This is a genomic window from Labilithrix luteola, from assembly GCF_001263205.1.
Lineage (GTDB): Bacteria > Myxococcota_A > Polyangia > Polyangiales > Polyangiaceae > Labilithrix > Labilithrix luteola.
In genome coordinates this window covers 9,927,095-9,954,083 of sequence record NZ_CP012333.1, presented here as the reverse complement: position 1 = coordinate 9,954,083, position 26,989 = coordinate 9,927,095, and the positions used below count along the sequence as shown (strand labels likewise).

At 67.9% G+C, this 26,989-nt stretch carries 24 protein-coding genes; 13 read left to right on the top strand and 11 right to left on the bottom strand.

Going from position 1 to position 26,989, the window contains the following annotated elements:
• Nucleotides 1-191: 191 nt before the first annotated feature.
• Both AKJ09_RS43000 and AKJ09_RS42995 read left to right on the top strand, forming a co-directional pair.
• Nucleotides 192-2,111, top strand: coding sequence for a c-type cytochrome (locus tag AKJ09_RS43000; RefSeq protein ID WP_169928334.1), 1,920 nt, complete (start codon nucleotides 192-194; stop codon nucleotides 2,109-2,111).
• Nucleotides 2,111-2,872, top strand: coding sequence for a hypothetical protein (locus AKJ09_RS42995; protein WP_146653652.1), 762 nt, complete (start codon nucleotides 2,111-2,113; stop codon nucleotides 2,870-2,872). The genes AKJ09_RS43000 and AKJ09_RS42995 overlap by 1 nt, the downstream gene beginning before the upstream one ends.
• On the opposite strand, the gene AKJ09_RS42990 is transcribed toward AKJ09_RS42995, so the two are convergent.
• Together AKJ09_RS42990 and AKJ09_RS42985 are read right to left on the bottom strand one after the other, a co-directional pair.
• A complete protein-coding gene (locus AKJ09_RS42990; RefSeq protein WP_146653651.1) occupies nucleotides 2,863-5,562 on the bottom strand; it encodes a 1-acyl-sn-glycerol-3-phosphate acyltransferase in 2,700 nt (899 codons plus the stop codon). The two genes, AKJ09_RS42995 and AKJ09_RS42990, sit on opposite strands and share 10 nt — an antisense overlap.
• A 35-nt stretch (nucleotides 5,563-5,597) precedes the next feature.
• The gene (locus AKJ09_RS42985; protein WP_146653650.1) at nucleotides 5,598-6,230 is read right to left on the bottom strand and encodes a hypothetical protein; all 633 of its coding nucleotides are present in this window, start codon (nucleotides 6,228-6,230) and stop codon (nucleotides 5,598-5,600) included.
• Nucleotides 6,231-6,308: 78 nt separating this feature from the next.
• Here AKJ09_RS42985 and mce point away from each other — a divergent pair, with 78 nt between their 5' ends.
• Nucleotides 6,309-6,728: a methylmalonyl-CoA epimerase gene (gene mce / locus AKJ09_RS42980; RefSeq protein WP_146653649.1), complete on the top strand. Its 420-nt coding sequence runs from the start codon at nucleotides 6,309-6,311 to the stop codon at nucleotides 6,726-6,728.
• Between the two features lie 4 nt (nucleotides 6,729-6,732).
• On the opposite strand, the gene AKJ09_RS42975 is transcribed toward mce, so the two are convergent.
• The 4 genes from AKJ09_RS42975 to AKJ09_RS42955 all read right to left on the bottom strand — a co-directional run bounded on the left by AKJ09_RS42975 (nucleotide 6,733) and on the right by AKJ09_RS42955 (nucleotide 10,407).
• Nucleotides 6,733-7,617, bottom strand: coding sequence for a hypothetical protein (locus AKJ09_RS42975; protein WP_146653648.1), 885 nt, complete (start codon nucleotides 7,615-7,617; stop codon nucleotides 6,733-6,735).
• Nucleotides 7,614-8,123 carry an RNA polymerase sigma factor gene (locus tag AKJ09_RS42970; protein ID WP_169928333.1) on the bottom strand — a complete coding sequence of 170 codons (510 nt, stop codon included), beginning with the start codon at nucleotides 8,121-8,123 and terminating at the stop codon, nucleotides 7,614-7,616. Before AKJ09_RS42970 ends, AKJ09_RS42975 begins: the two co-directional genes overlap by 4 nt.
• Before the next feature lie 119 nt (nucleotides 8,124-8,242).
• Nucleotides 8,243-9,262: a TolB-like translocation protein gene (locus AKJ09_RS53730; RefSeq protein WP_169928332.1), complete on the bottom strand. Its 1,020-nt coding sequence runs from the start codon at nucleotides 9,260-9,262 to the stop codon at nucleotides 8,243-8,245.
• 47 nt (nucleotides 9,263-9,309) lie between these two features.
• A complete protein-coding gene (locus AKJ09_RS42955; RefSeq protein ID WP_146653644.1) occupies nucleotides 9,310-10,407 on the bottom strand; it encodes a hypothetical protein in 1,098 nt (365 codons plus the stop codon).
• Nucleotides 10,408-10,518: 111 nt separating this feature from the next.
• Here AKJ09_RS42955 and AKJ09_RS42950 point away from each other — a divergent pair, with 111 nt between their 5' ends.
• The 3 genes from AKJ09_RS42950 (at nucleotide 10,519) to AKJ09_RS42940 (ending at nucleotide 13,466) form a co-directional block, all read left to right on the top strand.
• Complete coding sequence (locus AKJ09_RS42950; protein WP_146653643.1) at nucleotides 10,519-11,436, top strand: hypothetical protein; 918 nt, start codon at nucleotides 10,519-10,521, stop codon at nucleotides 11,434-11,436.
• A 549-nt stretch (nucleotides 11,437-11,985) separates the two neighbouring features.
• The gene (locus AKJ09_RS42945) at nucleotides 11,986-13,221 is read left to right on the top strand and encodes a PEGA domain-containing protein (protein WP_146653642.1); all 1,236 of its coding nucleotides are present in this window, start codon (nucleotides 11,986-11,988) and stop codon (nucleotides 13,219-13,221) included.
• An 11-nt stretch (nucleotides 13,222-13,232) separates the two neighbouring features.
• Nucleotides 13,233-13,466 (top strand): hypothetical protein, encoded by a 234-nt coding sequence (locus AKJ09_RS42940; RefSeq protein ID WP_146653641.1) that lies wholly within the window; start codon nucleotides 13,233-13,235, stop codon nucleotides 13,464-13,466.
• Between the two features lie 85 nt (nucleotides 13,467-13,551).
• On the opposite strand, the gene thrC is transcribed toward AKJ09_RS42940, so the two are convergent.
• Genes thrC through AKJ09_RS42925 form a run of 3 tightly spaced genes read right to left on the bottom strand, consistent with a single transcriptional unit; the run spans nucleotide 13,552 to nucleotide 16,775 of the window.
• On the bottom strand, nucleotides 13,552-14,880 hold the full coding sequence (thrC, locus tag AKJ09_RS42935) for a threonine synthase (RefSeq protein WP_146653640.1): 1,329 nt from the start codon (nucleotides 14,878-14,880) through the stop codon (nucleotides 13,552-13,554).
• A 12-nt stretch (nucleotides 14,881-14,892) separates the two neighbouring features.
• Nucleotides 14,893-15,942: a hypothetical protein gene (locus AKJ09_RS42930; protein ID WP_146653639.1), complete on the bottom strand. Its 1,050-nt coding sequence runs from the start codon at nucleotides 15,940-15,942 to the stop codon at nucleotides 14,893-14,895.
• Nucleotides 15,939-16,775 carry a tetratricopeptide repeat protein gene (locus AKJ09_RS42925; RefSeq protein WP_169928331.1) on the bottom strand — a complete coding sequence of 279 codons (837 nt, stop codon included), beginning with the start codon at nucleotides 16,773-16,775 and terminating at the stop codon, nucleotides 15,939-15,941. The genes AKJ09_RS42930 and AKJ09_RS42925 overlap by 4 nt, the downstream gene beginning before the upstream one ends.
• A 160-nt stretch (nucleotides 16,776-16,935) precedes the next feature.
• Here AKJ09_RS42925 and AKJ09_RS42920 point away from each other — a divergent pair, with 160 nt between their 5' ends.
• The 6 genes from AKJ09_RS42920 (at nucleotide 16,936) to AKJ09_RS42895 (ending at nucleotide 24,100) form a co-directional block, all read left to right on the top strand.
• Nucleotides 16,936-17,607, top strand: coding sequence for a hypothetical protein (locus tag AKJ09_RS42920; RefSeq protein ID WP_146653637.1), 672 nt, complete (start codon nucleotides 16,936-16,938; stop codon nucleotides 17,605-17,607).
• A 50-nt stretch (nucleotides 17,608-17,657) separates the two neighbouring features.
• Nucleotides 17,658-19,166 carry a hypothetical protein gene (locus AKJ09_RS42915; protein WP_146653636.1) on the top strand — a complete coding sequence of 503 codons (1,509 nt, stop codon included), beginning with the start codon at nucleotides 17,658-17,660 and terminating at the stop codon, nucleotides 19,164-19,166.
• Nucleotides 19,167-19,221: 55 nt separating this feature from the next.
• Complete coding sequence (locus AKJ09_RS42910; protein ID WP_146653635.1) at nucleotides 19,222-20,481, top strand: glutamate-5-semialdehyde dehydrogenase; 1,260 nt, start codon at nucleotides 19,222-19,224, stop codon at nucleotides 20,479-20,481.
• 105 nt (nucleotides 20,482-20,586) lie between these two features.
• Nucleotides 20,587-21,210: a ribosome silencing factor gene (gene rsfS, locus AKJ09_RS42905; protein ID WP_205633951.1), complete on the top strand. Its 624-nt coding sequence runs from the start codon at nucleotides 20,587-20,589 to the stop codon at nucleotides 21,208-21,210.
• Nucleotides 21,211-21,264: 54 nt separating this feature from the next.
• Nucleotides 21,265-22,206, top strand: a complete 942-nt coding sequence (locus AKJ09_RS42900; protein WP_146653633.1) for a hypothetical protein — start codon at nucleotides 21,265-21,267, stop codon at nucleotides 22,204-22,206.
• Nucleotides 22,207-22,291: 85 nt separating this feature from the next.
• Nucleotides 22,292-24,100 (top strand): hypothetical protein, encoded by a 1,809-nt coding sequence (locus AKJ09_RS42895; protein ID WP_146653632.1) that lies wholly within the window; start codon nucleotides 22,292-22,294, stop codon nucleotides 24,098-24,100.
• 2 nt (nucleotides 24,101-24,102) lie between these two features.
• Here the strand turns inward: AKJ09_RS42895 and tatC are convergent, their stop codons facing one another.
• Nucleotides 24,103-24,933, bottom strand: coding sequence for a twin-arginine translocase subunit TatC (tatC, locus tag AKJ09_RS42890; protein WP_146653631.1), 831 nt, complete (start codon nucleotides 24,931-24,933; stop codon nucleotides 24,103-24,105).
• A gap of 14 nt (nucleotides 24,934-24,947) precedes the next feature.
• The gene (gene tatB / locus AKJ09_RS53725; protein ID WP_169928330.1) at nucleotides 24,948-25,619 is read right to left on the bottom strand and encodes a Sec-independent protein translocase protein TatB; all 672 of its coding nucleotides are present in this window, start codon (nucleotides 25,617-25,619) and stop codon (nucleotides 24,948-24,950) included.
• Between the two features lie 214 nt (nucleotides 25,620-25,833).
• Here tatB and rlmN point away from each other — a divergent pair, with 214 nt between their 5' ends.
• Complete coding sequence (gene rlmN / locus AKJ09_RS42880) at nucleotides 25,834-26,901, top strand: 23S rRNA (adenine(2503)-C(2))-methyltransferase RlmN (protein ID WP_146653629.1); 1,068 nt, start codon at nucleotides 25,834-25,836, stop codon at nucleotides 26,899-26,901.
• Nucleotides 26,902-26,989: the final 88 nt, after the last annotated feature.

Genomic DNA, 26,989 nt, shown 5'->3' with positions numbered 1-26,989 from the left:
TGCGGCTTTTTTCGTGAGGTTCGAAGGCCCCCGGTGTGACGGTCCGAACCGTTCGGAGCGAACCGTCACGGTCGAGTTTGGGAGCGCAGCGCCGTCGAGCGACGTCCGCGGTTCGAGCGGGGCGTCGCGATCGAAGCGCGGACGATTGCGCAGAACGGAATGGGTTCGGCCCAGCTTGGCGTTCTCCACGCATGAGGAAACGGGCTCCACTTCTCGCGCTGGGCGTGCTGTCCGCGGCGTTCGTTGCATGTGTCCGAGACCCTTCGGTCTCGATGGGGGTACGCAGGCCGGATCCGGGACCGCATACGCCGGCCGCGGAGCCGCAAGTGCCCGATCCCGTGGTTCACCGGCTCGGGGCGACGCAGGACGGATCGGCCGTTCTGTTGGCCGAGTCGGAGGGGCACGTCCTCGCGTTCGTCGCCGACGAAGACGACGCGATGGTGCGCGTGCTCGACGTCGACGAAGGAACGCAGATCAGCGCCGTTCGCACGGGTGGTGCGCCCGCACAGCTCGTGATGCTACCGGACGGTCGTGCGGTGGCCTCGCTGCGCGACAAGGGCGAGCTCGTCGTTTTGGCCGGCGCAGGACGACCGGATTCGAAGTTCCGCGTGGAGCGACGTATCGAGGTCGCCGCCGAGCCGATTGGCCTCGCCCTGTCGCCGGATGACGGCACGCTCGTCGTCGCGAGCGGGTGGGGGCGCCGCGTCTCGGTCTTCGACACGAAGACGATGACCCGGATCGCCGAGCACGAAGTGGCGCGCGAGCCGCGTGCGGTGGTGGTCTCGCACGACGGCAAGCGCGCCTTCGTTTCCCATGCCGTCGGCAATTCGCTCGACGTCGTGGAGCTCGACGGTAAGGGCGCGAAGAGGGTCGTGCCCATGGCCGGCGTGGAGGAGTTCCTCGGCCGCGGCGACGAAAGCGGGACGCAAAGCCGCATGGGCTGTCAGGGGTTCACGCTCGCGCGTGCCGAGTCCGGCAAAATCTTCGCGCCTCACGCGCTCGTCTTCACCGGCGATGCGAGTGAGGCTTCGGACGGCTATGGCGGGGGGGAAGGCCGCGAAGCGGAGGTGTTCCACGTGCCCGTGGTCGACGAAGATACGGGCAAACCCCTCGCGGGGACGTCGCGCCTCCGTGCGGGCCTCGAGACGCATTCGGGCAGGTGCGCGCTTCCTCGCGCGGCAGCCGTGGGCAAGGCAGGCTTGTTCGTGACGTGTCTCGGTGCCGATTCGGTCGCGCTCTTCGATTCCGATGCGGTGAACCCGCAAGACGTCGAGCTTCGTCGTTGGGCGGTGCCGTCCGGGCCCGTGGGAATCGCGCTCGACGAATCGCGCGCTCGCGCGGTCGTCTGGTCGCAGTTCGCACACGCGCTGACGACGATCGCCATCGGCGACTCCGAGGCGCCGGACGGCGTCAAGCCGTTCGCCCTTTCGAGCTTTGCCCTTGCTCGCGACGTACGTGGCAACGCCAAGCTCGCGCGTGGTCGCGCCATCTTCCACGCGACCGACGATCGGCGTATCTCGAGCGACGGTCGTGCCTGCGCGAGCTGCCATCCCGATGGTCGCGACGACACGCTCGTATGGTCTTCGCCGAAAGGCCCGAGGCAGACGCCGATGCTCGCCGGACGCCTCGAAGGCGCTGCGCCATTCGGTTGGAACGGTGACGCCTCCGACGTTTCGCTCCACCTCGTCTCCACCGTCAAGCGCCTCGGAGGCAGTGGGCTCGACGGCGAAGACAAGGAAGCCCTCGTCGCGTACGTGCGCTCGATGCGCTCGCCGCCGTCGTCGTCGCCCAGCGCGAAGAGCACGGCATGGGCCCACGGCCGAGAGCTCTTCCGGTCGACCGAGGCTGGCTGCTCGAGTTGCCACGGCGAGAGCGGTGACTTGCCCGACGGTGACAAGCACGACGTCAAGAGCCGCGCCGCGGGCGATACGCAGGCGAAGTTCGACACCCCGTCGCTCCGCTTCGTAGGAGGCTCGGCGCCGTACTTCCACGACGGGCGCTATGCGGATCTGAAGACCCTGCTCGTGAAGTCGGACGGGAAGATGGGGCACACCAAGCATCTGTCGCCGTCGGATCTCGCGGATCTCACCACCTACCTGGAGTCGCTCTGATGTCTCGCTTCGGATGGTTCGTATCGGCAGTCGTGCTCGCTTCGATCGCGGTGGCAACCGAGGCTCACGCCGCAACGACGTCGCCAATTCCGAGCCTCTCCGCCATGGCCTCGCTCGCGCCGCTGAAGGGCGCCGTCGTGGAGAAGGTGCCTGGCATCTCCATGAAGGACGAAGGGCTCGCCGGAACGACGCGTTGGCGCGATTTCATCGCCGCCACCTCGCGCGGGTACTGTCTCGCCGATAGCGGAAATGATGGGACGACGCTTTACGACTCGTATCGCCGCTACTCGACGATGACCAACGGCGATCTCGACCTCGTACGGTTCGTCGAGAAAGACGGGAAGGCGTCGCTCGAGCGAACGCGTGTTCATTTCGTCGACAATGCGCTCGTTCCGGATGTCGTGGGTCGCTCCTCGGTGGGGCTCGTGGAGGTCGCCAAGTCGGAGGCAGGCGCCGTGTACGCCTACCGCGATGGCTCCGAGGTGGTGCTCGTGATGAAAGGCGTGGAGAGCGGCCTCGAAGGGCGCAAGGTCTCCGCCGGTGCGAGTCAGTTTTCCTCGACCTCCTGCTCGTTCGGCATGGCGCGCCTCGACGGCGCTGCCGGGGCCGTGGGGCAATTCCGCGGCACCCTCCCTTCGCGCGGCACCGGAAAAGACAAGGTGACCCCGCGCTTCCTCGTCGACGCGAGCGTGAGCAAGCTCGCGCGCGACAAGGCGCCGATGCTCGCCGTACGCGTGCGTGTCGAGGACGGTCAGAGGTAGCTGGAAACGCGCGCTTCGATGGTGCGCACGGTCTCGGCGGTCGCGTAGCTCTCGGGGAGGATGTACTTGCCGTCTGTTCGGCCGAGATACCCTTGATCGACGAAGGCGAGAAACGCGTTCTCGACGACGGGCCGGCTCACGGCTTCGCGCGCTTCGATTTCGCCCGCGAGGAACATACGCTCACCGACGTTCATCGCGCGCTTCGCGAGGTCCTTTGGCGAGAGCGGTCCTTTGAGGAGGGCCGTCAGCGATCGAGCGGCGATCATGTAGCCCTCGACGAAGCTGCGTACGACACGCGCGTGAAGGATGACGCGCTCGCGCCCTTCACTCGAACGCCCGAGCCGAACGTTACCCGCCTCGTCGCGCAGGATCTCACCGTCCGCCTCCATCGCGTCGAGCGTCTCGGTGAAGATGGTCTCGAACGTCGCGTCGGCGCGGAACTGGAACTCGTACTTGAAGAGCTTCGACAGCGCCTGGGCGCGCTCCGCAAGCAGAGCCCGATCCATCGCGCCGCCGTTGGCGGTGTGCTCGGCCGCGGCTCGCGCGGTGAGCGGAATGGCGATCATCGCGCGCGACACGAAGAAGTGGACGACGAGGTTCTTGGCGATGTCGAGCGAGAGGCGCGCAACGTCGGGGACGACGTAGAAGGCGTCGGGGCCAGGGAAGCCCTTGCGCCCTTCGCCGACCGGATCGCCCGGCGTGTGCACCTCGATGTGACCCGCCTTCAAGAACAGCTCGCATGCTTCGCGAATGGCGGTGCGGCGAACGACGGGGTTCTTCGGATTCTCGACGAGCGATGGTGTGAAGCGCGCATCGAATCCAGAGAGGACGCGCACGATGCGCTCGCACACGGCGACGAGCTCGGCATGACCGATCCCGCGCTTGCCATGCGTGAGGAGGGCGGTGGCGACGAGGGCGCCCGGCGTGACGGCCGTGACGCGGTTGATCTCGTTCATCACGCGGTAGGCGAGGCGGGTGACCATCGCGCGGCGGCGCGCCGGTGTGAGCGGTTTGCCGCTGCCACCCTTGCTCGACGGTGAGGCTTCGCGATCGATCTCGTCGAGCACGCCTTCGAGCGTCAGGAGCTCGCCGAACTGGACGTTCAGGCGGCCATAGCGCCCGAGCGCGCTCTCCGCGGCCCGGAGAAGGCCTCCCACGTCTTCCTTTTGCTTCTCACCGCCCGTGAGCTCGCGCACGTAGGCGCGCTCCTCGACGACGCGCTCGTACCCGATCGAGATCGGTACGAAGTAGACCTTGCGCGTGGAGCCGCCCTCTTTGGCGCCGAGCGCCGCGTCGACCACGATCGACAGGAGGCCCAGCTTCGGTGGAAGGAGCTTGCCCGTGCGCGAGCGCCCGCCTTCGAGGAAGAACTCGAGCGGCCAGCCGTCTTTGAGGAGGCGACGCATATACGCGTCGACCACGGCGCCGTAGAGGCGGTCGCCCTTGAAGCTGCGACGGATGAAGTACGCGCCGGCGCGCCGAAGGATCGGGCCGAGCGGGAAGAAGGAGAGGTTGTCGCCCGCGGCGACGAGGGGGACGGGCAGATTCGAGCGGAAGAAGAGCCGCGTCAGAATGATGTAGTCGATATGCGACTTGTGGCTGGGCAGAAGGACGAGCGTTCCGTCCTTTGCGGCCTCTCGCACGCGTGCGAGCCCCTCGGTGTCGAACTCGAAGCCGGAGTACATCCGGTCGATCGTCTGATCGCAGGCCGCATCGAGTGCGCGGAGTGCGTTGGGATCGACCTGCGCCTCCATCTCACGCAGCATCGAGAGGGCGCGGAAGCCGAGCACGCGTCGTTCGGCCTCGCCTTCGCCGGCCATGTCCCGGATGATTTTCTGGAGGCGCGGGCTGCGAACGACCTGATCGCGAAGGCGATCGGCGGGCTTCTTCGCGGGCCCGAGGACGCCGCGGCGTTCGCGTTCGAGACGACGAAGCAGCGTGTACGAGAGGCGGCGCACGAGCACGTCGTCGCCAGGGGACTTCCCGCCGTTCTCCCGCAGCTCCTGCTCGAGGAACGCACGCACGTCGACCGGCTCGCCGGCGCGCAGCGTGACGTGGCGCCAGTTCGCGAGGAACTGCATCACCGTGCGGATCTTCCCCGGCCACTCGCGCGGACCGAAGAGCGCGTCGACCGCGTTGTGCTTCGTGGCGTCGGCATGGCGCGTCCACACGAAGACCTGCGGGACGAGCAAGATCGGCGTCTCGCGCTGGCGCTGCGCTTCGATGACCGTGCGCAGGTAGGCGTCGCCTTCGGTCTTGCCGCGCGACGGAAGCGCGAGCGCGGGACCGCCGCGCTGACGGGCGATGGGCGGCGGCTCGAGCAGTGACGGGGGCCGCTTCAAGAAGAGAGCGGCCGAATGACCTCCGTCGAGCGTCGCGCGCAGGTGCGCGATGTCGTCGGTCTCGGTGCGAGACCGAAGCGCCGAAAGCCAACCGCGGCCCATCGGCTCGAGGACCCAAAGTCCGAGGTCGTTCGCGAAGCGCACCTGCGGGAGGTGCAGACGCTTCGTCAGGTAGTCGAGCGCGAGGAAGTCGACGAAGGAGAGATTGCGCAGGACGTAGATAACCGTCCCGCGCGACTCCGCTTCGCGCACCCGACCAGCCCACGCCTCATCGACACCGATGTGTTCGAAGAAGCGGTGATAGACCCACGCCAGCGCTGGATTTGGTTCGTACGACGTCGGTTTCATGGACGCTCACCCCCGAGACGCGCCCCCCCACGACCTCAGCCGCCGAACGCCTTCTGGACGATCGCCACGATCTTCTTCGACGTGTCGGGTCCGAGGCCGTTCTTCGCGCCATAAGGCCAGCCGTAGTTGATCATCTGGACCTGGTCGCACGAGAGCGACACCAGGACGTCGGCGGGGACGCCCGAGGCGGGCGTGCCGACCGGAGCGCCCGGCGCCGGACCCTGGCCGATCTGGATGCCGAACTCGGCGAACATGCACTGCTGGCGCGGCGTCTGGAAGTTCGAGTCGCGACCGAAGAGGTCGAGGATCTCGTCACGCGTCTTCGCGTCGGTGACGGCCACGCTGCTGAGAATGCGGAAATTGTGGAAGCGCGGAGCATCCGTCGCGGTTCCCGCGGGGGTGCCGCCCGGAAGGAGGCCCGGCGGAAGGAGGCCCGGCGGAAGGAGCTGGGCGCCCGCGGTGAGCCATTGTTGAATCTGGGGCGGAAGCGCCGGCGCGGCCGCGGCCGCCGACTGCTGCGGGGGCTCGTAGTTCTGCAGCCGGTAGATCGTGATCGGCTGGTTCTTCATGTTCTGGAACGGCTGAGACAGCGTGCTGCTGCAGCTCGTCGTCAGGAGAAGAACGCCAAGTGAGCCAAGTTTACCGAGCGCAAGGAACGTCCGCTTCATGAGCGCGGCAGCCTAGCACGAACAAAAGCCGCCGAGGCGACGGCATCTGCGGGTTGGGCTAGAGTCCCCCGAGACCCCATGATCCGCGTCAAGAAGATCGACCACGTCGCCGTTGCCGTCAAAGACGTCGACGAATCCATTGCAAAGTACAAGCAGGTGCTCGGCCTCGAGCCCACGGTGCGCGAAGTGGTCGCTTCGCAGAAGACGGAGGCGGTGCTGCTGCCGATCGGCGAGACCAGCATCGAGCTCATCTCCCCGAAGGGCAACGACGGGCTCGAGAAATTCCTCGAAAAGCGCGGCCCGGGCATCCACCACATCGCCGTGGAGGTCGAAGGCATCGAGCAGGCGCTCCTCGCCCTCAAGGCGCTCGGCGTCCAGCTCATCGACGAGACCCCGCGTAAGGGCGCCCGCGGTCACAAGGTTGCCTTCTTGCACCCCAAGGCCACGGGGGGCGTGCTGGTCGAGCTCGTCGAGCCCGATCCCGCCGAACACGCATGAGACTTCAGTTCGAAGCGCCTACGCACGAGCCTCGCACGCGGGCGGCGTGAGGCGAGCTCGGCCGTGCGGCGAGGAATGCACTCCCCGCCGCGCGCGCTTCGGCGGTTCGGCCGAGCGCACACAAGACGACGACGCGTGAGACCGTTCGCTCCTCCGAGAGCGAGCCGTGCGGGAAACGCTGGGCGTGTTCGTCGAGTTTCGCGAGAGCGGCGTTCGCGTTACCTTCGCGCAGAAGGCGATCGCTGTCGCGAAGCAGGGCAATCTCGCCTTCGAGGCCCGCTGGGGGCGCCATCGCGGCGGGCGCCGGACGTTCGACGCCCGCCGCCGTAGGGACCGCTTCGACACCCGTTGATGGCGGCGGAGTAGGCTCTGGCGCCTGCGTCGCGACCGACGCGAGCGGAGCTTCGTCGCGCGCCGCGGGAGCGTTCGGCTCTTTCCGCTTGGCCGCCGAGGTCGGCGCCTTCGGCTTCGGCGCGACAGGAGGCGCCCCCTCTGCGCTTGGCACCGCAATCGGCGACGGCGCTGGGGCGCTGCTCGTCGCGTTGGCGCTCGGCGCGAGAGTCGGAGGTGGGGCTGCCTCCGCGACGTTCGGTGCGGCGCCGGAACTCGACTCGGGATGAGGCGTGCCCGCGAGCTCGTAGACTCCGGCGCCGACGGCGGACACGACCCCGACGACGGCCAGGATCTTCGTGACGAGGCCCAGGCCCGCGGCTTTGGCGACACCTTGGGCCGGTGCCGTCTTGGCCACGGCCGAGGCGGCGGCGACGACGCCTCCGGCTGCGATGCGTTTCCCAAGCGCGCCGAGCACGCGCGCCTCGTCGTCGGCGGAGGGTTCTTGTTCGCGTGCTGCTTTGCGGAGCAGCGCCTTCGTCTTGGGGTCGAGGCTCATGTGCTACCTCCGTCCTCGGTTCCCTGCGTTCGCTCGTAGTTCCGGTGGGCTTCTTCGAAGATACGTCGAGCCACGCGCAGACGGGACGCGACGGTGTTCGCGTTCGTCCCGGTGATCTGGGCAATCTCGGCCAGCGTGAGCTCTTCGAGCTCGGCCAGCACGAACACTTCGCGCTTCTCGTCGTCCAAGGCCTCGAGCAAGGTGTTGACGAGGTCCGACGCTTCGAAACGGGCCATCGATGCGCCCGCGCCGGGATCTCGAATGGCCTGGAGCTCGGACGCCTCCGTGGGCTCCGCAGGTTTGCGACGCAACGTTCTCCGATGATCGGCGACGACCCGCCGGAGGATCGCGAACACCCACGTGCGAATCGACGAGCGGAACTCGAACTCGGCGAGCCGACGGTGGACGATGAAGAACACCTCTTGCACCACGTCGTCGATGGCGCTCGTCTTCACACCGAGTCGGATCGCACTGCGCCACACGAAGGCGAATTCGCTTTTGTACACGTCGCGGAAGCCTAGAGGGCGCTGCTCCGAGCGCAGGTCCGCGGAGGACAAAGGCGTGGCCGGCGCATCCCCTTCGTGGTCGGGCCACGACGACGGCGTCTCTCGGTCCGCTTCCATGACTACGGCTTGGCGCGCTCCGCGACCCAGAGATGCCACGGGCCATAGCCACCATTCGGAGAGTCCGACCGGATGAAGTAGAGGCGGCAGTCGTCGGGACTGATCCACGACGGCCATTCCGACGAGCTGGCACTGTCGACGGGCAAGCCGAGGGGCACTGCATTCGCGAACTCCCCGGAGGTGTTCACCCGTGCCGCGACTTCGATATCGTCGAAGCTCCCGGGCGTCTCACGCGTGAAGAACAGCTCGAGCCCGTCGGCGGAGACGACCGGGAACATTTCGCCCGCGGTGGTCGTGTTGATCGTGCCGCCGACCGGACGTACCTGCGCGACGACGCCATTGGCTCCCACCTCGCCGGTCCACAGGTCCATCGTCGTGGCTCCTTCGCGCCCGATCGACATCCAGTACAGCGAGCTCCCGAGGAGATACGGCGCGGCGTCCGTGCGCGTCGGAACGATCGCGAACGCGTCCGGAACCCGCGCCGTGAACGTTCCCGGAACGGAGTCCCGGTGGGCGAACCAGATGGTGTTGGCGATGCTTCCATCGATGGGGACGCCCGATTCGAAGAACATCGTCAGCCCGTCTGCGGCGACCGTCGGCCAATAGTCGTCGGTGTTCGTGCTCACCGAAAGCTTGGTCAGCGCGCCGAATGCGTCCGTCGCGGTGTCGCGCTCGGCCGTGTAAAGGTCGAAGCCGGACGTGCCGCCCTGCGGGGCACCGACGGAGAGGTAGGCCGTGCGCTCGTCCACCGAGAAGCGAGCCGAGACCACGCTCGTGCTCTCGAGTCCGAGCACCGTGCGCTCCGATTGGAACGGCGATCCGTGGTTGCACCGGGGCACGTACCCGTCGGGAACTTCGACGTCTGCCGAGGCGCTGTCGAGCGGAGTCGCTCCCCCGTCGTGGGGTGGTTGTGGGTCGTCGTCACCCAAGGAGATCCGTACATCGAAGCAGCCGGCGGATGCCATCAGCGCGCAGCTCGCACTGGCGATGCTCAGAAGCAGGGAAACGTGGCGTCGGCGCATGTGTCTCGGTCTCCGTCGAACACAGTGGCCGCTTCGTACGGTTTTCGTCAGAACCTGAAGTCTGCGGCTATCGAGGCCCGTACGGAGGGGGCCGATTGATGGAGAATCTCGTTTGACAGGACGAATTCGCTCCTGCCGAGAGGGATGGGAACCTCCACCTGCGCGCGGGCCGCGAGGGGGGCGCGGGCGGGCCACCGCGCGAAGGTGCCCGGAAGAGCGGCCAGCCAGAGGCTCGAGCCGTGGACGGGTTGGGTCACGCCGCGTCCATCGCCCGTCAGCGCTCCGACTTCGAGCCCAAGCGACGGACCGATGGCGAGCGGTCCAAGCTCCCAGCTCGCGAAAAGGGTCGTCTGGCCTGTGGCGAGGCGGAGGTCGGCACCTCGCGACGGCTCGACGCTTGAGGTGGCGTGGACCGCTGGGAAGTATCGGAACGACGCCTCCGCACGCACGCGCAGCCGGGTCACACGGTCGTTCCACGGAAACACGCGAGCGCTCAGCGCGCCGCCGAAACCAATGCCTGCGCTCGGCAGCACGGCCGAGTCGACGCTTGCGAGGGCCGCGAGCCCGAACCGAGGATCCAACGGTGGCTTGGGAGACTCCGTGCCCGACTCCCTCGTCCTCGCGGGGGCGGCTGGCGCGTCTGCGGCGGGCGCTTTCGGCGGAGGCGCAGCCTCGGGGGCTTTGTCGTTCGGCGTGCCTGTGAGCCGGGCCCGAACGGCCTCAGGGTCGATCATCATCGCGAGCACGAACGTCGTCGCGTCCGCGGCCAGCGTGCACGTTTCCGCGTCGATGATGCGTTCGCCGCGAACGCCCGCCGACTCCGTCACCAGCGCGACGCGCCAGCGGCCTCGTTCGTCGACCCAGACTTTGGCACTGGCGTCGATCGGCTCGTCTGGCTCACGCGGGGCGAGCGAGCGAACCTGGCCGAGGACCGTGGCGCCGTCAGGGCAGCCAACCGGCGCAGTCCAATGCAACTCGACCTTGCCCGTCGGGGGCGTAGTGTGGGCGCGGGCTGACGACGGATTGGCCGCCGTCATCACCGCGTCGTTCGCACGTGCGAACGGTGCAACGAGGACGCCACTCGTCGCCATCAGCAGTGCGAGCCATCCCCGTGTCCAGCGACGTGCGTGACGGCAGAATGCCATCGTCGCAGGATCGATAGCATGCTCTTCGGCACCGGCGATGCCCAAGTGTGCCGTGCTCAGGCTCCCGTGGTGGCTCGTGACGTCGAAGGTTCGTTCACGTACGATGGCAGCGTGAGTCGTTCTGCGACGGAGCAGAAATCCGAGCTTCGATGGGAATGGCAGGTGCCGGGGGGACCACGGGTCGCGGCGACGCTCGACGTCGAAGCCGCCGTGGAGTCCGTCTTCGTCGGCGCTCAGCGCGTCGGGCGCGGACAACGAGGTGCGCGGCCGGAAGGTCACGTCGTTCCGTACGCCGGTGAGTTGCCGGTCGTCGTCACGTTCGATGCGAATGTTCCCGTGTGTATCCTGCGCGTGGATGGGATGGAGATCTCACCGGCGGTTTGGCCCGTTCCGACGCGCGGCAGAGTCCGTCCTCCGCCGCGCAAGCCGTTCTCGTTGGGCCTCGTGGTGGTCGGTCTAGTTGCCATTGCTGCCATCGCTGCCATCACGCGTGTCTGTTCCGTGTTCGACGTTCGTGGGTTCGGCTTCACGCGTGGCGAAGCGGGCAAGACAACGTGGCGAGCGCCCAACGGTCTGTTCGTTGCGCGCTTTCCGTCCGCGTTCGCGGCACGCCTTGCCGATGGTCCGCCCGGATCGACGACGGCCGTTCTGCAGATACGTGGAGGCGATGACGCCATCGTCCTCTTCGCGATCCCACTCGAGCCAGGCTCCCGGGAACCCTGGTGGGTGCACAAGAGGTTCTATCCGGAGGTGCTCGCTGCCTTGCCGCGCGCAACCGGCGACTACGAGGAACTCAGCCGTAACGACGACACCTCCGCGGGCGATTCACGCGCCGTCGTGCATGGTCGTCTCAAGAACGGGAAGGGCGAGTCGGCGAAGGTGTGGTCGACCGCCTTCGTCCACGGCAACGCAGGTTACGTCTTCGCGTACGAGACACGCGAGGGCGGGCGCGACGACGACGAATCCGCGCTTCGGCGCATCGTGGATGCGACCGAGTTGAGTGCGCTCGCGGAAACCAGTCCACGCTGACCTCCCTCTGAGAGACTCCAGTCTCCACGCGTGAGACGGCTGGTCGTACGGTCACGCGCGCCCTTCGCCGTCCGCAAAATTGGGCGTGCTCTCGAATCGCTTCGAAGACGCGCTCGCCGACATGGAGCAGGCGTTTGCACGAGGCCATCGGGCGCGCATGAGGTGCACCGACCACGGCGATCTAATTGGTGTGTTGTGCATGCAATTGGCGTAGGCGCGGGACCTCGCGCAGGAGAGGGAGGACGGAGATCTTCGACACGCCTCCGCGAGAGCGGGCGGGAAGTCTCGCCCGGAAACCGCGCTACGACTGGGCTTGCGGAGGTGGGTTTCGTCACGCATCCGTCACCTCCTCGGCCGTAGCGGACCGTCGAACGGCGTGCAGTCGCGCGTCGTGAAGAGACTGAAAATGTAATAATTACGCATTGTTGTGCGCACAATGTCACGTCTTGCAACGGGCGTTTTCGCACGGGGCAGGGGCGTGGCGAGCGGTCTTCGTTCACCACGAAAGGCCGTCCCCATCGATGCGACGTTGGTGTAAGTTGCGAACCTATGAAGATCCTCGGGAATTCGAGAGGCGTCGCGAGCGTGATCGCCGTCGCCATCGGTCTCGCCGTGGCTCCCGCATCGGCGCAGATCGCTCCCACGGCCGGCCCGGTCACGACTGCACCGCCGCCGAAGCCCACGGCAGCGCCGACCGCGCCTGGAGCCAAGCCGACGCCCGCCGCCGCGAAGCCGACTGCCCCCGCCGCGGGTACCGCACCTGCCGCGAAGCCGGCTGACGCGAAGGCGCTCTTCGCGTCCGGCGAGAAGAAGTTCAAGGCCGCCGACTACGCAGGCGCGCTTGCAGATTTCGAAGCGTCGAATGCAGCGAAGGCTGCGCCGGAGACGCAGCGCTACATCGCGCTCAGCCAGGACAACCTTCAGCACTACTCGGAGGCCGTCGCGGCGTTCGAGAAGTTCATCGCGGACGCTCCCGCGAAGAGCAAGGACCAGGTCGAGGAAGCGAAGAAGCGCGTCGAGGCCATCAAGGCCTTGCCGGGCAAGGTTCACGTCGACAGCGTGCCTCCCGGCGCGACCGTCACGGTCGATCCGCCGGCGAACGCGCAGGCGGCCGCTCCGGCGGCGCCCGGTGCTCAGCCCGCCGCGCAGCCCGCGCCCGCTCCCGCCGCGCAGCCCGCCGGTAACCCGACGCCGACGGATCTCGAGCTCGCTCCGGGCAAGCACACGATCCGCCTCGCGGCCGAGGGCTACGAGACGGCCGACAAGGACGTCGACGTGACGTTCGGGTCGAAGCAGGACCTGAAGGTCGATCTCGTCAAGAAGGCCGAGCCGCCCCCGCCGCCTCCGCCGCCGCCGGTCGCCTCTGAGGCCGCTCCGGCTGCTCCGGCCGCTCCGCCTCCGCCGCCGGTCGAGCCGCGCAGCAAGATCCCCGCGTACGTGACTGGCGCCGTTGCGCTCGTGGCGGCCGGTGTCGGTACCGGCTTCGGTATCGCGGCGCTCTCGCAGTCGAATGACTTCAACAATCACCCCAACCAGCGCACGACGAAGCTTGCCGACGATGGTGAGAACAACGCGCTCGTCGCCGACATGATGTTCGGCATCGCGATCACGTTCGGCGTCACCAGCGCCGTCCTCTTCCTGTCGAGCGACCAGCCGGCAACGGCGAAGGCGTCTTCGCCGACCAAGACGGCCGACAACACCAAGAAGAAGTCGTCCATCACCGTGACCCCAACGCCGTACGTGTCGCCGACCGGCGGCGGTGCGGGCGTCAACGTTCGCTTCTGAGAGGCCGCGCAATGAAGCTCAAGCAGATTCACAGAGGACTCGTCCTCGCCGCCGTTGCCTCTTCGTTCGCGCTGGGCTGCGAGCTCGTCGTCGATTTCGATCGTACGAAGATCCCGGTCGAGACCACGGACTCCGGTGCGGCCGACAGCTCGACGGTCGCCGACGCCGGCACTGACGCGACGGATGCCTCGGTCGTCGACGGCAGCGATGCGTCGAACGACGCGTCGGACGCCGCCGACCAGTAGTCGACAGACGAAACCGCACGAGGGCGCCCGCGAAGCGATTCGCAGGGCGCCCCTGGCGTTTTGTGGGCTCGCCGCTCCTCGCTGCTCAGGGAGGAAGGTGTTGCACGACGGTTTCGACGTCGGCCGGAAGCGCGATCGGCTCGTTGGCGAGCGTGGAGTCGACCTCCGGGAGCTTCTTCTCGTGGTAGCCGAGCTTGAACTCGGTGAACTTCAGCGCGCTCGCCGTGGAGACGACGACGACCCGCTCGCTCTCGGCGATCACGCCTCGTGCGCGAAGCTTCATGGCGCACGCGAGGCCGACGCCCGTGTGAGGGCACGCGTAGAGTCCGGTGCGATCGGCCTTGGCGCAAGCATCGGCGAGCTCTTGTTCCGTGGCCTCTTCGACGACCCCGTTCATCGCCTTGAGAGCAGCCATGGCACGAGGAGCGCTCACGGGGTTGCCGATGCGGATGGCGCTTGCTTGCGTGGCCTTTGCGACGACCGGCGTGACCTCGGTCTGCCCCTTCATGAAGGCGCGATACATGGGATCGGCGTTGGCCGCTTGCGCCACGCAGAGACGCGGGAGTCGATCGACCAGGCCGAGATCGCGCGCCATGGCGAAGCCCGCATAAAGGGCGGCGGCATTTCCGAGATTGCCACTCGGGATGACGACCCAATCGGGAGCCTGCCAGCCGAGCTGCTGGGCGATCTCGATCGCCACCGTCTTCTGGCCCTCGATGCGGAGCGGGTTCATCGAGTTGGCGAGGTAGACGAGGCCTCGCGCGGCGAGCTCTCTGACGATGCGCATACAACCGTCGAAGTCCGTGTCGAGGGCGAGGACGCGAGCGCCGTGAGCGAGCGGTTGGACGAGCTGTCCTACGCTGACCATCCCGCGCGGCAAGAGCACGACGACCGGCAGGCCTGCAGCAGCACCGTACGCGGCGAGCGCGGCGGACGTGTCGCCGGTGCTCGCGCACGCGATGGCTCGGACCTTGAGCGAGCCTTGGCGGACGGCCTGGTTGACGACACTCACGAGCACCGTCATCCCGAGATCTTTGAACGAGCCGGTGTGTGTGGTCCCGCACTGCTTGACGTAGAGCTCGCGGATGCCGCTCTGCTTCGCGAGGAGCTTCGCCGGATAGAGCGCTGTCATGCCTTCGCCGGTCGATACGATGCAGTCGTCGGGCACCTCGGGGGCGACCCACTCGCGCTTGCTCCAGACGCCCGAAGGCATGGGGATCTCCCTTGCCGTCGGCGACCAGCGCGCATCGAAGCGCGCGCGCCATTCGTCGGCGCTCGTTTGGGCGAGCGCAGCGCGATCGTGGGCGACCTCGAGCAGGCCGTCACACGTGGGGCAGCGATAGATGGCTTGGGTCAGCGGCCAAGCTCCCGCGCAGCCGCGGAAGCATCGAAAGTGGGCGGTCGGCTTCGGCATGAGGGCGTGCCCTCAGCGTAGACTGACACACCGCAAGAAGGGGAGACCAATGCCCGACGGGCGGCAGACCTTGCTACCCGCGCAGTCGGAATCGCGGCAGCAGACCCAGGCGCACTTCTTCGTTTCGGGATCGCAGAAGTCCGACTGGCACTCGGTGTCTTGCGTGCACTTCGCGTCGTCGGCGAGGCCGTTCGTCGTGTACTCGCAGAACTTGATGCGGTCGCTCCCGCTCTCGGCGTAGCGGCAGTGCCCGCCCGTGCGGCCTTGGCTCTCGCACGTTGCGACGCTGCAGCACGACTCGCGGCACTTGCTACCGATGCAGTTGTTGTTCCTGCACTCGTTCTCGACGTTCGTGCAGGTCTCGCCGGCGTCCTTCGTGGCGGCGGCGTTGACGGCGGCGCACATCCAGACGTCGTGGCTCGGGCCGGGGCCGGCGAGCGTGGCGACCTGGCAGACCGTGTTGTTCGTGCAGTCCGTCGGCACGCAGCAGGTGTCGACGCACTTGCCGGCCTGGCAGAGACCGGAGCGGCAATCCGAGGCTCCGCTGCAGGTTGCGCCAGGGAGTTTTCCGCCGCTGGCCGCGGGGATGCGCCCCGCCTTCGACGACGGCACGCAATAGTTGCCGCCGGTGCCGGCGCCGAAGCACACGAAGCCGCTCGGGCAGTCCTTCGAGGTGCAGCACGTCTTCGTGCAGATCGGCCCGGTGTCGGCGACGATCGGCGTCGTGAGCATGTTGCTCGTGCCGCAAAGGCTGCTCTCGCAATCGGCGTCGAGGCGGCACTGCGCGCCGAGCGCATGCGGGAGGTCGGAACCGTCGGCCGGCTGATCGACGTCCGGCGTGTCCGCATCGGGGTCGTCGGCGTCGGTCCCGTCGACGGACGGCGCGTCGGAAGGCACGACGCACTTGCCGCGCGTGAGATCACAAACCTGCCCCGAAGGACACACGCGCGGATCGCGGACGTCGCACGAGAACTCGGGCACGTCGGCCGAGACGATCACGCTGCAGCCGATGCCGGCGATCGTGAGGAACAAGCCTGCGCCGAGGAGCGCCGTGGGTTTCATTGGAACGACCCCCCGAGGAGCATGACGGCCCCTCCGGGTACGAGCGAAGCCGAGGGCGTCGTCGTGTGTTTCGGCTCCTTGGTGCGTCCGAAGTAGAGCCAGGCGGTGGCGAGCGCGGCGACGACGCCAACGCCGAGCCCGACGTCCGACACGATGGCCGACGTATGCGCGTCGTCGGTGCGCGTCTTGAGGTCGTCGTAGGTGCCGTCTTTGCCGGTGGTGAAGTTCTTCGGATCGAGCGCGATGGCGCGAATGCCGAAGCCGATACCCACGCCGAGACCCACGATGGCGATGGCGCCCGCGACCTTCGTGGCCGTGTCGAAGCGACCGTGCTCGACGGGCCGCGGGTCGGTGGTCGTCGTCTGCGGTGAGGATTGTTCCGGCGTCTTCGCCGCGGGCGTCGACTCTTGCGGAACGACCTCGCGCTTCGCTCCCTCGAGGCGCTTCACGATCGTCTCGGCCTTCGCGCGTTCCGCGGGCGTGACCGAGTCCATCTCCATGTACTGGCGGAAGTACGCGACGGCGTCGTCGTACTTACCGAGTTTCTCGGTCACGACGCCGAGATTGAAGACGAGATCTTTCGCCTTCGGATCGAGCGCGCGCGCCTGTTCGAGCTCCGCGACGGCCTCACGGTAGGCGCCGGTTTGATAGAGCTCCTTGGCGCGCTGGAAGTGTTGCTGGGCACTCGCCTGAGCCTCCGTCATCGGCTCGGCGGCCGACGTCTGCGTCGTCGTCGGCTTCGACTGAGCGAGCGCGGACGAAGGCAGGCATGCAACGGAGAAGACCAGTGCGCCCGAGAGAAGTCTGGAGAGGTGGCGCAAACCGCGCGACATCGGCACGAAACAATAGCCGATTTCGCCCCGGTTATGCAGCCTCATCGCACATTCGCTTCCGTTCTCTCCTGACGCGCCGCGAGATGGCGCCGAGCTGTAAGGCCGTGGCGGGGTGCTCGTTTCTCCACATGCGATGGGAACATCAGCCAAGAAACGCAAAGTGTCGTGGAGATGCGTGGTGCTCGGTGGCGTGGCCGGAGCGCTCGGTCTTCTGGTTGCCGCTCCCGCATCGGCCGGAGAAGCGAGCGTCACCGTCGGGTCTCCGAATCGCTTCGCCGAACCTCCGGCCCGTGTGATGGCGCCCGAGGAGCCACCGTCGGCGCCGCGGGTGGTCGATGATCGGTTCGTTCCGGCGAGGGAGCTTCGTCGGTCGTCGTTTCGTCTCGAACTCGGACCGACGGCGATCACGACCGGCAAAGGGTTCGGCCTAGGCGTGGGCGCCTCCGCCTCCTTCGGCTCCGGATCCGTCGGCGGACGGCTCTCGGCGGCATGGACGAGAGGTGAGGGGACCTCGAATGGCTCCGTCGCCGTCACCGGCGATGCCGTGGGCCAGTACGGAGGCGAAATCACGCTCGACCTCCTCAAGCGCGGGCCGGTTCATCCGCTCGTCGGCATGGGCGTCGCTCTCGTGCACGTCAGTCGGCCCGATACCAGCGGTTTTGCCGGGGTCGGGACGGGGCGTATCGGCGTCGAGTACGCGCTCGGCTTCGATGATGCCGACGTTCGTATTGGCGCCGACGTGACCGGCGGGCTCATTGGGCCCGTGGATTCGGACGTGAAGGATCTGCGGGCGTACGCGCTTGCCGGAGCGCACATCGCCATCGGGTTCTGAGACCCGGTGCCCCCGTCCGCACGAGGGCGTGGTATGCGCGGTCCGAGCTCGTGACCGTCGCGCGCCTTTCTCGTGTCGTCTTCTTCGCAGCCGTGGCGGTGGTCGCCATGGCGCTGGTGGCGACGCTCGCATGGGAAGCGGTGACGGCGTTCGTCCGACCGCTCGACGGCGTCGAAGGGGAAGTGCTGTTCGAAGCGGATCGCCTTCGAGCAGGCCTTCCTCTTTATACGGACGTCGCGACCGGTGCCGCGGACTACGGGCCCATTCCTGCGCGCTACCTCGTTCTCTACCCGCCGGTCTGGCCCTTCTTCCTTTCGCTCGTCCCCGCGCAGCTCGCGTTCGGCGTCGCGCGCAGTGTCGGGTTCTTCGCGTGGTTCGGGCTGCTGGCCTTCATCGTCGCGCGCGCGCCTCGGAAGCGTCGTCCGGCCTGTGCGCTTGGAGCGGCCTTCGCAGGGGGTATCTGGCTCCTGGCGTTCTATGGGACCTCGGCGCGACCCGACGGCATCGCCGTCTTCGCATCGGGCCTTGCCCTCGAACGCGCGACGCGGCGCTCGTCGGGGAAATTTCCCTCGATCGATCTCGTGAGCGGCGTCCTCTTCGGGCTCGCGGCCTGGCTCAAACCGAACGTGGTGGGCCTGGCTCCGGGGGCGTTTGTCGGCGCGGCGCTGGCGGCCGTCCTTGCCGAGCGCGGCGCGCGGAGCGAAGTGGTTCGTCGCATCGCGCGAGCCGTGATTCCGGGCATCGCGGGGGTAGTGCTGGTGTCGGCCCTCATTGCCGGCGCGCTCACCTCACGCACGGGCTCGGCATGGGTCGAGCACCTGCTGGCCTCCACCGGGCAGCCGCCCGACGTCGCCCACTGGATCGACCAGCTCGTCTCACGTGGCCCGTTCGTGGGGCTGCCCCTCGGCTTCGCCGCACTCGTCGGGCTCCACGGGCGCAAGGATCCGGGCGCGGCCATCGCGACCGGTGCCCTGCTCGGGGCCATCGCCTGGTGCATCCTCTGTCTGTCGAAGATCGGAAGCGCTTCGAACTATCTTCTCGAGCCGTGCGTGGCGGCGGTGATCGTCCTCGCGCGTGCGGACGTGCCCAAGCTCCGCGTTCCTCCGCTCGTTTTGGCCATCGTCGCGCTGGTGCAGGCGCTCTGGACGGGACTCGCATCGTGGAACAGCGCTCGCGAGCACGTCCCGCTCGATCGAGCGCGCGCTGCCACGATCGCGAACGTTCGTGCTTCCTGCGGAGCCGCGCCGAACGACGTCGTTCTCGCCGACGAGCCCGGCCTGGAGCTCATGATGAACGGCCGCATCGTCCAGACGCCTTTCCAGGCCACGCATTCGTCGAGGCGCGGGCGCTGGCCGGTCGAGGCTTGGATGGCTGACGTCAGCCATCCCTCGGCACGATGCCTCGTCATGCAGGACGACCTGCTCGAGCGCCCGCTGGCGACCGTCGACGTGGTCCACGACCGCTTTTCGCCCGAGCTCCGGCGCGTTCTTCGCGAGCACTTCGAGCTCGCCTACGAGCGCACCGGGTACTGGGTCTACCGCCGTCGGCCCTCACGGTAGCGCTTCGGAACGTTTCACCTCCGCTAGAGCGGGGCGCGCGCTATAAGTCCCGCCGATGACGCCACTCGACGCGGAAGTCCGAGCGATCTGCGAACGTGCCCGTAAGGCCGCGCGAAAGCTCGCTCCGCGTCCGCGCGCCGAAAAAGACGCCGCGCTCGAGGCCGTCGCCCAGGCGCTCGAGACCAACGCGAGCACGATTCTGGCGGCGAACGCGGCCGACGTCGCTGCCGCGCGAGAGAAGGGGACCACGGGCGCGATGCTGGATCGGCTCACGCTCGACGCGAGCCGCTTGGCGGGCGTCGCCAAGAGCGTGCGCGAGGTCGTAGCGCTGCCTGATCCGGTCGGCGAGGTCGTCTCGCGCATGACCCGCGACGACGGGCTTCTCGTCTCGCGCGTGCGCGTACCGCTCGGCGTCGTTGCCATGATCTACGAAGCGCGCCCCAACGTGACCGTGGAGGCGAGCGCGCTCACGCTCAAGGCGGGAAACGCGGTCGTTTTGCGAGGAGGCTCCGAGGCGGTCCGCTCGAACGCCGCGCTCGCTGAGGTCCTGACACGCGCCATCGAGAGCGCGGCCCTGCCCGCCGATGCAGTCCAGATCCTTCCGTTCACCGATCGCGACGGTGTACGTGCACTCGTTCAGCAGAGCGACTTCGTCGACCTCGCCATTCCGCGCGGCGGCGAAGCGCTCATTCGCTTCGTGACCGAGAACGCCCGCGTGCCGGTCGTGCAGCACTACAAGGGCGTGTGCCACGTGTTTCTCGATGCCGGCGTCGACCTCGCCTCGGCCACGCGCATCGTGCTGAACGCGAAGATGCAGCGGCCGGGCGTTTGCAACGCCCTCGAGTGCCTCCTCGTCGACGCCAAGGATGCCGAACGCATTCTTCCGCCGGTTGCCAAGGCACTCCTCGACGCCGGCTGCGAGCTCCACGGTGACGAACGCACGCTCGCGCTCGCTCCCGCAGCCAAGCCGGCCGCGGCCGGCGATTGGGGGAAAGAGTTCCTCGATACGGTGCTCGCGATTCGCGTGGTCGACGGGCTCGACGGGGCGCTCGCCCACATTGCGGAGTTCGGCTCGGGTCACACCGAAGCCATCCTGACGCCCGACGCCGCGCGGGCCGAGCGCTTCCGCCGCGAGGTCGACGCTGCCTGCGTGGTCGTCAACGCATCGACGCGGTTCCACGACGGTGGCGAGCTCGGTCTCGGCGCCGAAATCGGAATTGCCACGAGCCGGCTCCACTGGCGCGGCCCCATGGGCCTCGAATCGCTCACCACCATGAAATGGATCGTCGACGGCGCCGGCCAGATCCGGGCCTGATTTCCCTCCGAACTTACGATTGACGCCGGCCGCGGCCCCGCCGACGATCGGCCAAATTCCGAGCGGAGCCTCTTTTCCCGAGGCCCCACTCCCAGGAGACTCCTAGTGGCTGCCAACAAACGTCCTCCCCCCAAGGGCCCCGAGCGCCCCATGCTTCGCACCTCGCACGGAACGCCGCGCGCCCGCGCGGGTGCCGGCAAGGCTGCGCCTCCCGCGGCCCGGTCCACCAAGGCCGCGCCCGCGCGTACGGCTCGTCCGGCAACGGCTCGCACCACGGCCGCGGCTCGAGGAGAAAGCGCGCGTCGAGGAGAAGACGACGGCTCGCGCCTCAAGAAGGTGAAGACCCCGGTAGGGACGAGCACGGCCAGCGACGAGTCGCGTGAGATCGCCATCGCGATCGCCGCCGCTGCCATCGACAAGAAGGCGTCGGGCCTCGAGGTGATCGACGTGGCCGGTCGCGTCGATTACGCCGACTTCCTCGTTCTCATGTCGGGCCGCAGCGACCGTCACGTCGCTGCCCTCTCGGCGGCCATCGAAGACGCGCTGCGCAAGCGCAACAAGCGCGCGCTCGCCGTCGAGGGCCTCCCGCACGCGAACTGGGTGCTCATGGACTTTGGCGATGTCGTCGTCCACGTCTTCCAGGACGACGCACGCGCCACGTATGACATCGACTCGCTCTGGATGGACGCGCGTCGCATTCCGGTACCGGCAGCCGAAGAGACGCGCTGACCGTCTCTCCTCGCGTGCTGCTCGTCTCGGGTCGAATTCTCGTGTGAGACCCCCATGCCGTTCTTCTCGCGGAGCCGAGCCCGGAGGCACGCGCTCGCGGCGGTGATCCTCGCCGGAGGCGCGTCGCTTTCGTCTCCGGCCTTGGCGCTCGACAAGCAGGGGAGCGCCCACGGCGGCGAGGTTTCTTCGGGTGACGAGCCCGAGGGCTTCGACGTCGAGGGCGCCGCGATGATCGGCGTCTCGATCCTCAACAAGTCGTACGCCGCTCGGCCCGACAATACGGGCCTGGCGTTGATGCGCTATGCCGCGCATTTCGACGTCGACCTCATCGGGCGCAAGCTCTCGATTCCGATCGATCTCAACTTCTTCACGGACAAGGAGCGCAAGGGCCTCCTCGTCTTCGCGCCGACGGAGTTCGACTTCATCAGCGGCGTCGCGACGTCCCACTCGATCGCACGAGGCATCGACGGTGAGCTCGGCGCGCGCTTCGAAATCGACCTTCCCGTCGACCGTGGCGGCTTTTCGCAGAAGTACGCCGACATTCGCGCGCGCAGCCTCTACTCGCTCGCACAGATCTGGCCGAGCCTCGGGCGCGATCTCGTGGATGGCGACATCTCCGGCGCCTTCACGCTCGGTTGGTTTGCCATCAACCCGACGTATGCGGCCCGACCGGACAACACGGGCCTGGCGCTGTTTCGTTACGCAGCACACACCGAGCTGAGCGTGTGGCACGACCATCTCTCGCTCGGCTTCGATGCGACCATGTTTACGGATCGGCAGACCAACGCCTTCCGGCCCTCCGAGCTCGATGCCACGTATGAAATCATCGGCCGAATCGGCCACTACGAGCTCCACCTCGCCTACGAGCGCGACATGCCGCTCGACACGCGCAGCCTCGTGCAGGACTTCGTCTACGCGCTTCTGGTCTTCGACTTCGATCTCCGACACGACATCCTGAGACCGGTCGAGCAGCGCGGTACGATCATTTCGCCCTAGACGCGCGTAACGAAGACGCGGACGAGACGAGAAATCGGCCCGATCCGAGCGTGATTTGGTACCGTTTCTCGCCGCAGGTACCTACGTGCGACGCGTCGACTTCGACAAGCTTCCGCGCACGACCCGTGAGCGCCTGATCGACGTCTTCCGGCTCCCGGCGGACGCGGTCGGGCACGAGGGGGCGCCGCTCTTCGTGCGTCCGTACGCGCGAGCGTGGCAGGGGCCGGTCGCGAGCTGCGTGATCCTCGGGGGAGTCTGTCTCGCGTTCGGCGCGCGGGGCTTCGGCGACGTCGGACGACACGCACAGAGTAGCCTTCACGTCGTCCTCTACGCCGCGGTCCTCGGCATCGTCGCCTTCGTGGTGAGACGCCTCGTCCTGGCGCCGCGCCGCGTGAGCATGTTGCCTTTCGCGCCGGGGACGTACGCGTTCGCAAGCGACGTCATCGTCGCCGAGTCCCGCGAGCTGCGCGTGTATCCGCTCTCCGAGTGCAAGCATACGGAGGTCGACGACAGCGTGACCTTCGTGTTCCCCGATCGACGGTTCCGTTTCGAGGTCGGTGACCGCGAGCTCGCGCGGCAGCGATCGCTCGCTCTGACGCGCGTCCGTGAATCCCTCGGCGTCTCGCGGGCGGCGGGCGACGCGAAGGCGCTTTTGAAGATCGACCCGCTGTTTTTCGCCCGCGTTCGCGACTTCGAGGCGATCGACGAGGATGGGCCGCGCGTCGGTCCCGTCCACGCGAACCCGACGCGCGCCGCGGCGCTGGTTCTGATCGCCGCCGTCGCCGGGCTTCCTCTGTGGTGGATCCGCAACCGCGCCAGCGACGAAGTCGCTTTCTGGCGTGCGTCACGCGACGGACATCGCTCCGCGCTCGAGACGTACGCCGCGAGTGGTGGGCGCCACACGCAGACCGTTCGCGACGTGCTTCTGCCGGGCGCCGAGCTCGAAGAGGCGAAGCGCCAGGGCACGGTCGTCGCGGCGGAAGCCTTCATGGCTACCCATCCCGGCGTCCTCGACGCCGAGGCAAAGGCGCTGCTCATGGAGCGCCTGCACGAAGAGTTCGAGCGGCGAAACACGGTTCCGTCCTTGCGCGAATTCGCGGAGAAGTGGCCTGCCGCGGCCGATGCTTCGCGTGTGGCGAGCAAGATTCGCGATCTGCGCGAGGCTGCGCTCGCGGCCTTCCACGCCCGCGCGAACACCAGCGACTCGAACGTCGTGCCGATCGCCGAGGCGTTGGTTCGTGCCGTCGATCGAGCCCCGGCGGGCGCGGTCTTGGTGCGCTTCCGGCGAAGCCCGCTGCCGTCGCTCGCATCGGCCGACAAGCTGCTCGCGACGGGCCTGCTCGAGGAGACCGGTCCCGCTCGTGGCGGCGGAGCCGAAGTGTCGAAGCACTTCGACGAAGCGCAGTCGACGCCACGTGAACGCGCTGCGGTACGCGCTCTCGCCTCCGGTTTCGGTCGCGTCTTCGGGGCGGACATGATCCCGGTCGTCTTCGGTGCGCCGTTCGAGGCGAAAGAGCTCGCGTCACCCGCGGTACCGACGATGTTCGTGGCGTACGACATCGGATGGTCCGGCGCCACGTACGTCGGCCGCGATTCAGGACGACGTTTCGTCGGCGTCGTCGTGAAGTTCGATGTGACGTTGAAGGTCCCCGGCGATCCGCGCGCCGTGCACTTCACGCTCCGGGTCGAGCCGCCCGAGGCCTTCTCCGTCGACTACGCCTCGTGGGATCCCAGCCTGCGTGCTGCAGCCAGCGCCTCGTCAGAACGCCCGGAAGACGCGCGCGTGTACGACGTGATGGCCCTGCGAGCCTTCGATCAGCTCTCCGCGAAGCTCGAATCGATGCTCGTGCTCGCGCCGAACGGCGAGGGGAGCCCCGGCTCGGCCCGTCGCTGAGGCTACTTCGAGCCTTCCGGCTCGTCGTCGCGACGCTTGGCCACGATGAACGACAGACCAACGCTCATGAAGTAGAGCAGGATGAGCGCGCCCGAGACGGCGAGCTGGCTCGAAATCTCGGGGCCCGGCGTGACGAACGCGCCGATGATGAACGCCGAGATGATGGCCCAACGGCTGAAGCGTACGAGCTGGCGCGGCGTGACGATGCCGGCGATGGCCAGGAACGCGATGAAGAGCGGGAGCTCGAACACGCCGCCGAATGCGAGGAGCATGCGGGTCGTGAAGTCGAGATAGAACTCCATCGTCGGACGTGACGTGAGCTTCACGCCGCCGACGTCGCCCAGGAGCGAGAAGAAGTACTGGAAGCTGAAGGGGAACGCGACGTAGTACGCGAAGGCGACGCCGCTCAAAAACAGCGTGGTCGAGAAGAGCACGAACGGGATGACGTACCGCTTCTCGCGCGCGTAGAGGCCTGGGCTGATGAACGCCCAGAGCTGGTAGAAGATGACCGGCGCGGCGAGAACCACGCCGCCGACCAGCGAGAGTTGCATGTAGTTCACGAACGCATCGGCCGGCGCGAGCGTCTGGAGCTCGGGCGGATCGTTCGGGAACTTCTCGTGCCACGCGTTCATGTACGGCTGCGAGATCCACGCGAGCAGCTTCTCGCGGAACGTCCAGCACACCACCGCGCCAGCGAGGAGGGCGGCGGCGGCACGCATGAGGCGCGTGCGGAACTCGCCGATGTGCTCCCAGATCGTCATCTTCACGTCGTCTTCGGGATCGACGTGGGTGAGCTCTTCGTCGTTCTGAGGGGGGCGTGCGAGCTGGGACATCCGTTTGCCTGGAGTCAGTGGGCCTCGGCCTCGGGACGATCGTGCTTCGCGAGGTCGGACGACGAGGTCGACGCTTCTTCCTCGTCCGAACCGCCGTACGGAACGGGCTTCGGAGGTTCGTCGCTCGATGCGGAGGCGGCTTCCGTCTCCGGCGGCGTCTTCACGGGCTCCGGCGGGAGCTCCGCATTCGCGTCGCCGACGACATAGAGCGGATCACGCGCGAGAGGCGACTTCGGCAAGCCCTCGGCGTAGATGATCGCGTTGTCGGGCAGGGCGCCGAAGCTGTCGGCACCGTCGCGCGGGTATTCGCGATCGCGGGCCACGACCAGGTCCTCGTCGAACGACGTCGACGAGCCATACGATGACGACGACCCGTTCGAAGAGCTCGAGGAGCTCGACGACCTGCTCGGGTTCGTCAGGCCGGTCATGTCGAGGGTGGCCGCCTTCTGGACCGCATCGAGCTCACCACGGGCGAGCTTGCGGATCTCGGCGATGTCGTCGGCGAGGCCTTCCGAGCGCAGGGCTTCGTCGATACCACTCTGGGCCCGGAGCTCCGAGGCCATACGGCGGAGCTTTCCCGCCATTTGGCCGAGCTTGCGCAGCATTTTGGGCAGGTCCTTCGGGCCGATGACGACGAGCGCCACGACGATGACCACGACCAGCTCCGATAGGCTGAACCCGAACACGCCCCCGCAAGGTAGCACCTCCAAGCCGCCAATCGGGTTCCCGATTTTGCCCTGCCGGCCGGGGAGCTCAGCGGAGCGGCGCTCGAACGCGCCCGAATGCGGAGGACAACGGATGGACGCCGCGTCAGGTGACCGCTCGGTCGCGCTCGTGTCGCGCTCGCGTCGCGCTCCGCTTTTGCCCTGACCAGGAAGCTTGTATAGGCGGATTGTTCGAATGACGGCGGATGCGCTCGAAAAGATCCCGCTCCAGGGACTCGTCCCGGAGGAGCTGTGCCGTGCGGTCCCCGGCGTTCCGATCGACGACGCCCGCCGTATCGTCGCGCAGGTCCACCGTGACGAGAGCGTGGCGACGCCGAGCTCGCTCATCCGTCGCACGTCGCGCGAAGCGGTCGTCGCGCGGGGCATCGTGCCTTCGCTCGAGATCGTCGCCGAGCGCAAGAGCCAGATCGATCCCTTCGTGAAGTACGCCTTGCGCACGCACGACGGGCACGTGGTCGAGACCGTGCGCATTCCGCTCGAGCACCCAGGCCGCTTTTCGGTCTGCGTGAGCTCGCAGGTCGGCTGCGCCCTTGCGTGTGCGTTCTGTGCGACGGGGCGCATGGGCCTTTCGCGCAACCTCGAGACCTGGGAAATCGTCGAGCAGGTTCGCATCGTGCGACGCGGTCTGCCCGCGGGTGCGCGCGTGCACGGGGTCGTCTTCCAGGGAATGGGCGAGCCGCTCTCGAACCTCGATCGCGTGCTCGCCGCCATTCGCGTGATGCAGGAGCCGAGTGCCCTCGCGATCGATGCGCGCGCCATCACGGTTTGCACGTCCGGGCTGCCCACGGGCATCCGCCGGCTCGCGAAGGAAGCCCCCAAGGTTCGCCTCGGGCTCTCGCTCGGCTCGGCGCGCCGCGACGTACGGCGTCGCCTCATGCCCATCGACAAGGCCCACGCGCTCGACGAGGTCATCACGGCGGCTGCGGAGCACGTGGCGGAGACAGGGCTCGCTCCCATGTGGGCCGTGACGCTGCTCGCCGGCGTCAACGACCGCCCCGAGGACGCGCAGGCCCTCGCCGAGATGGTGCTCGCGTTCCGCGAACGGACTGGGGCGAATCCGCGTCTCAGCGTGATTCCGTACAACAGCATCGCCGAAGCGGACGATCCCTTCTCGCGTGCGGACGACGCCGCCGAAGACGCGTTTCGCGCCGAGCTCCAAGCGCGAGGTGTCTTCACCCACAAGCGTTACAGCGGTGGTGGAGACGTCGCGGCGGCGTGCGGTCAGCTCGCGGCGCGCGGCTGATCGGATTCGAACGAGACGCAGCTCCGTCGCCGCACGCGAGCTGAACCGTGGTAAAGCCGCCGCCGATGGGGTGGGCGAGGGGCAGGGC

Bases quoted from the DNA above. Each gene is read 5' to 3' on its own strand.
- AKJ09_RS43000 (WP_169928334.1), top strand. From the start codon at position 192: ATGAGGAAACGGGCTCCACTTCTCGCGCTGGGCGTGCTGTCCGCGGCG.
- AKJ09_RS42995 (WP_146653652.1), top strand. From the start codon at position 2,111: ATGTCTCGCTTCGGATGGTTCGTATCGGCAGTCGTGCTCGCTTCGATC.
- AKJ09_RS42990 (WP_146653651.1), bottom strand. From the start codon at position 5,562: ATGAAACCGACGTCGTACGAACCAAATCCAGCGCTGGCGTGGGTCTAT.
- AKJ09_RS42985 (WP_146653650.1), bottom strand. From the start codon at position 6,230: ATGAAGCGGACGTTCCTTGCGCTCGGTAAACTTGGCTCACTTGGCGTT.
- mce (WP_146653649.1), top strand. From the start codon at position 6,309: ATGATCCGCGTCAAGAAGATCGACCACGTCGCCGTTGCCGTCAAAGAC.
- AKJ09_RS42975 (WP_146653648.1), bottom strand. From the start codon at position 7,617: ATGAGCCTCGACCCCAAGACGAAGGCGCTGCTCCGCAAAGCAGCACGC.
- AKJ09_RS53730 (WP_169928332.1), bottom strand. From the start codon at position 9,262: ATGCGCCGACGCCACGTTTCCCTGCTTCTGAGCATCGCCAGTGCGAGC.
- AKJ09_RS42955 (WP_146653644.1), bottom strand. From the start codon at position 10,407: ATGGCATTCTGCCGTCACGCACGTCGCTGGACACGGGGATGGCTCGCA.
- AKJ09_RS42945 (WP_146653642.1), top strand. From the start codon at position 11,986: ATGAAGATCCTCGGGAATTCGAGAGGCGTCGCGAGCGTGATCGCCGTC.
- AKJ09_RS42940 (WP_146653641.1), top strand. From the start codon at position 13,233: ATGAAGCTCAAGCAGATTCACAGAGGACTCGTCCTCGCCGCCGTTGCC.
- thrC (WP_146653640.1), bottom strand. From the start codon at position 14,880: ATGCCGAAGCCGACCGCCCACTTTCGATGCTTCCGCGGCTGCGCGGGA.
- AKJ09_RS42930 (WP_146653639.1), bottom strand. From the start codon at position 15,942: ATGAAACCCACGGCGCTCCTCGGCGCAGGCTTGTTCCTCACGATCGCC.
- AKJ09_RS42925 (WP_169928331.1), bottom strand. From the start codon at position 16,775: ATGTCGCGCGGTTTGCGCCACCTCTCCAGACTTCTCTCGGGCGCACTG.
- AKJ09_RS42910 (WP_146653635.1), top strand. From the start codon at position 19,222: ATGACGCCACTCGACGCGGAAGTCCGAGCGATCTGCGAACGTGCCCGT.
- AKJ09_RS42900 (WP_146653633.1), top strand. From the start codon at position 21,265: ATGCCGTTCTTCTCGCGGAGCCGAGCCCGGAGGCACGCGCTCGCGGCG.
- tatC (WP_146653631.1), bottom strand. From the start codon at position 24,933: ATGTCCCAGCTCGCACGCCCCCCTCAGAACGACGAAGAGCTCACCCAC.
- rlmN (WP_146653629.1), top strand. From the start codon at position 25,834: ATGACGGCGGATGCGCTCGAAAAGATCCCGCTCCAGGGACTCGTCCCG.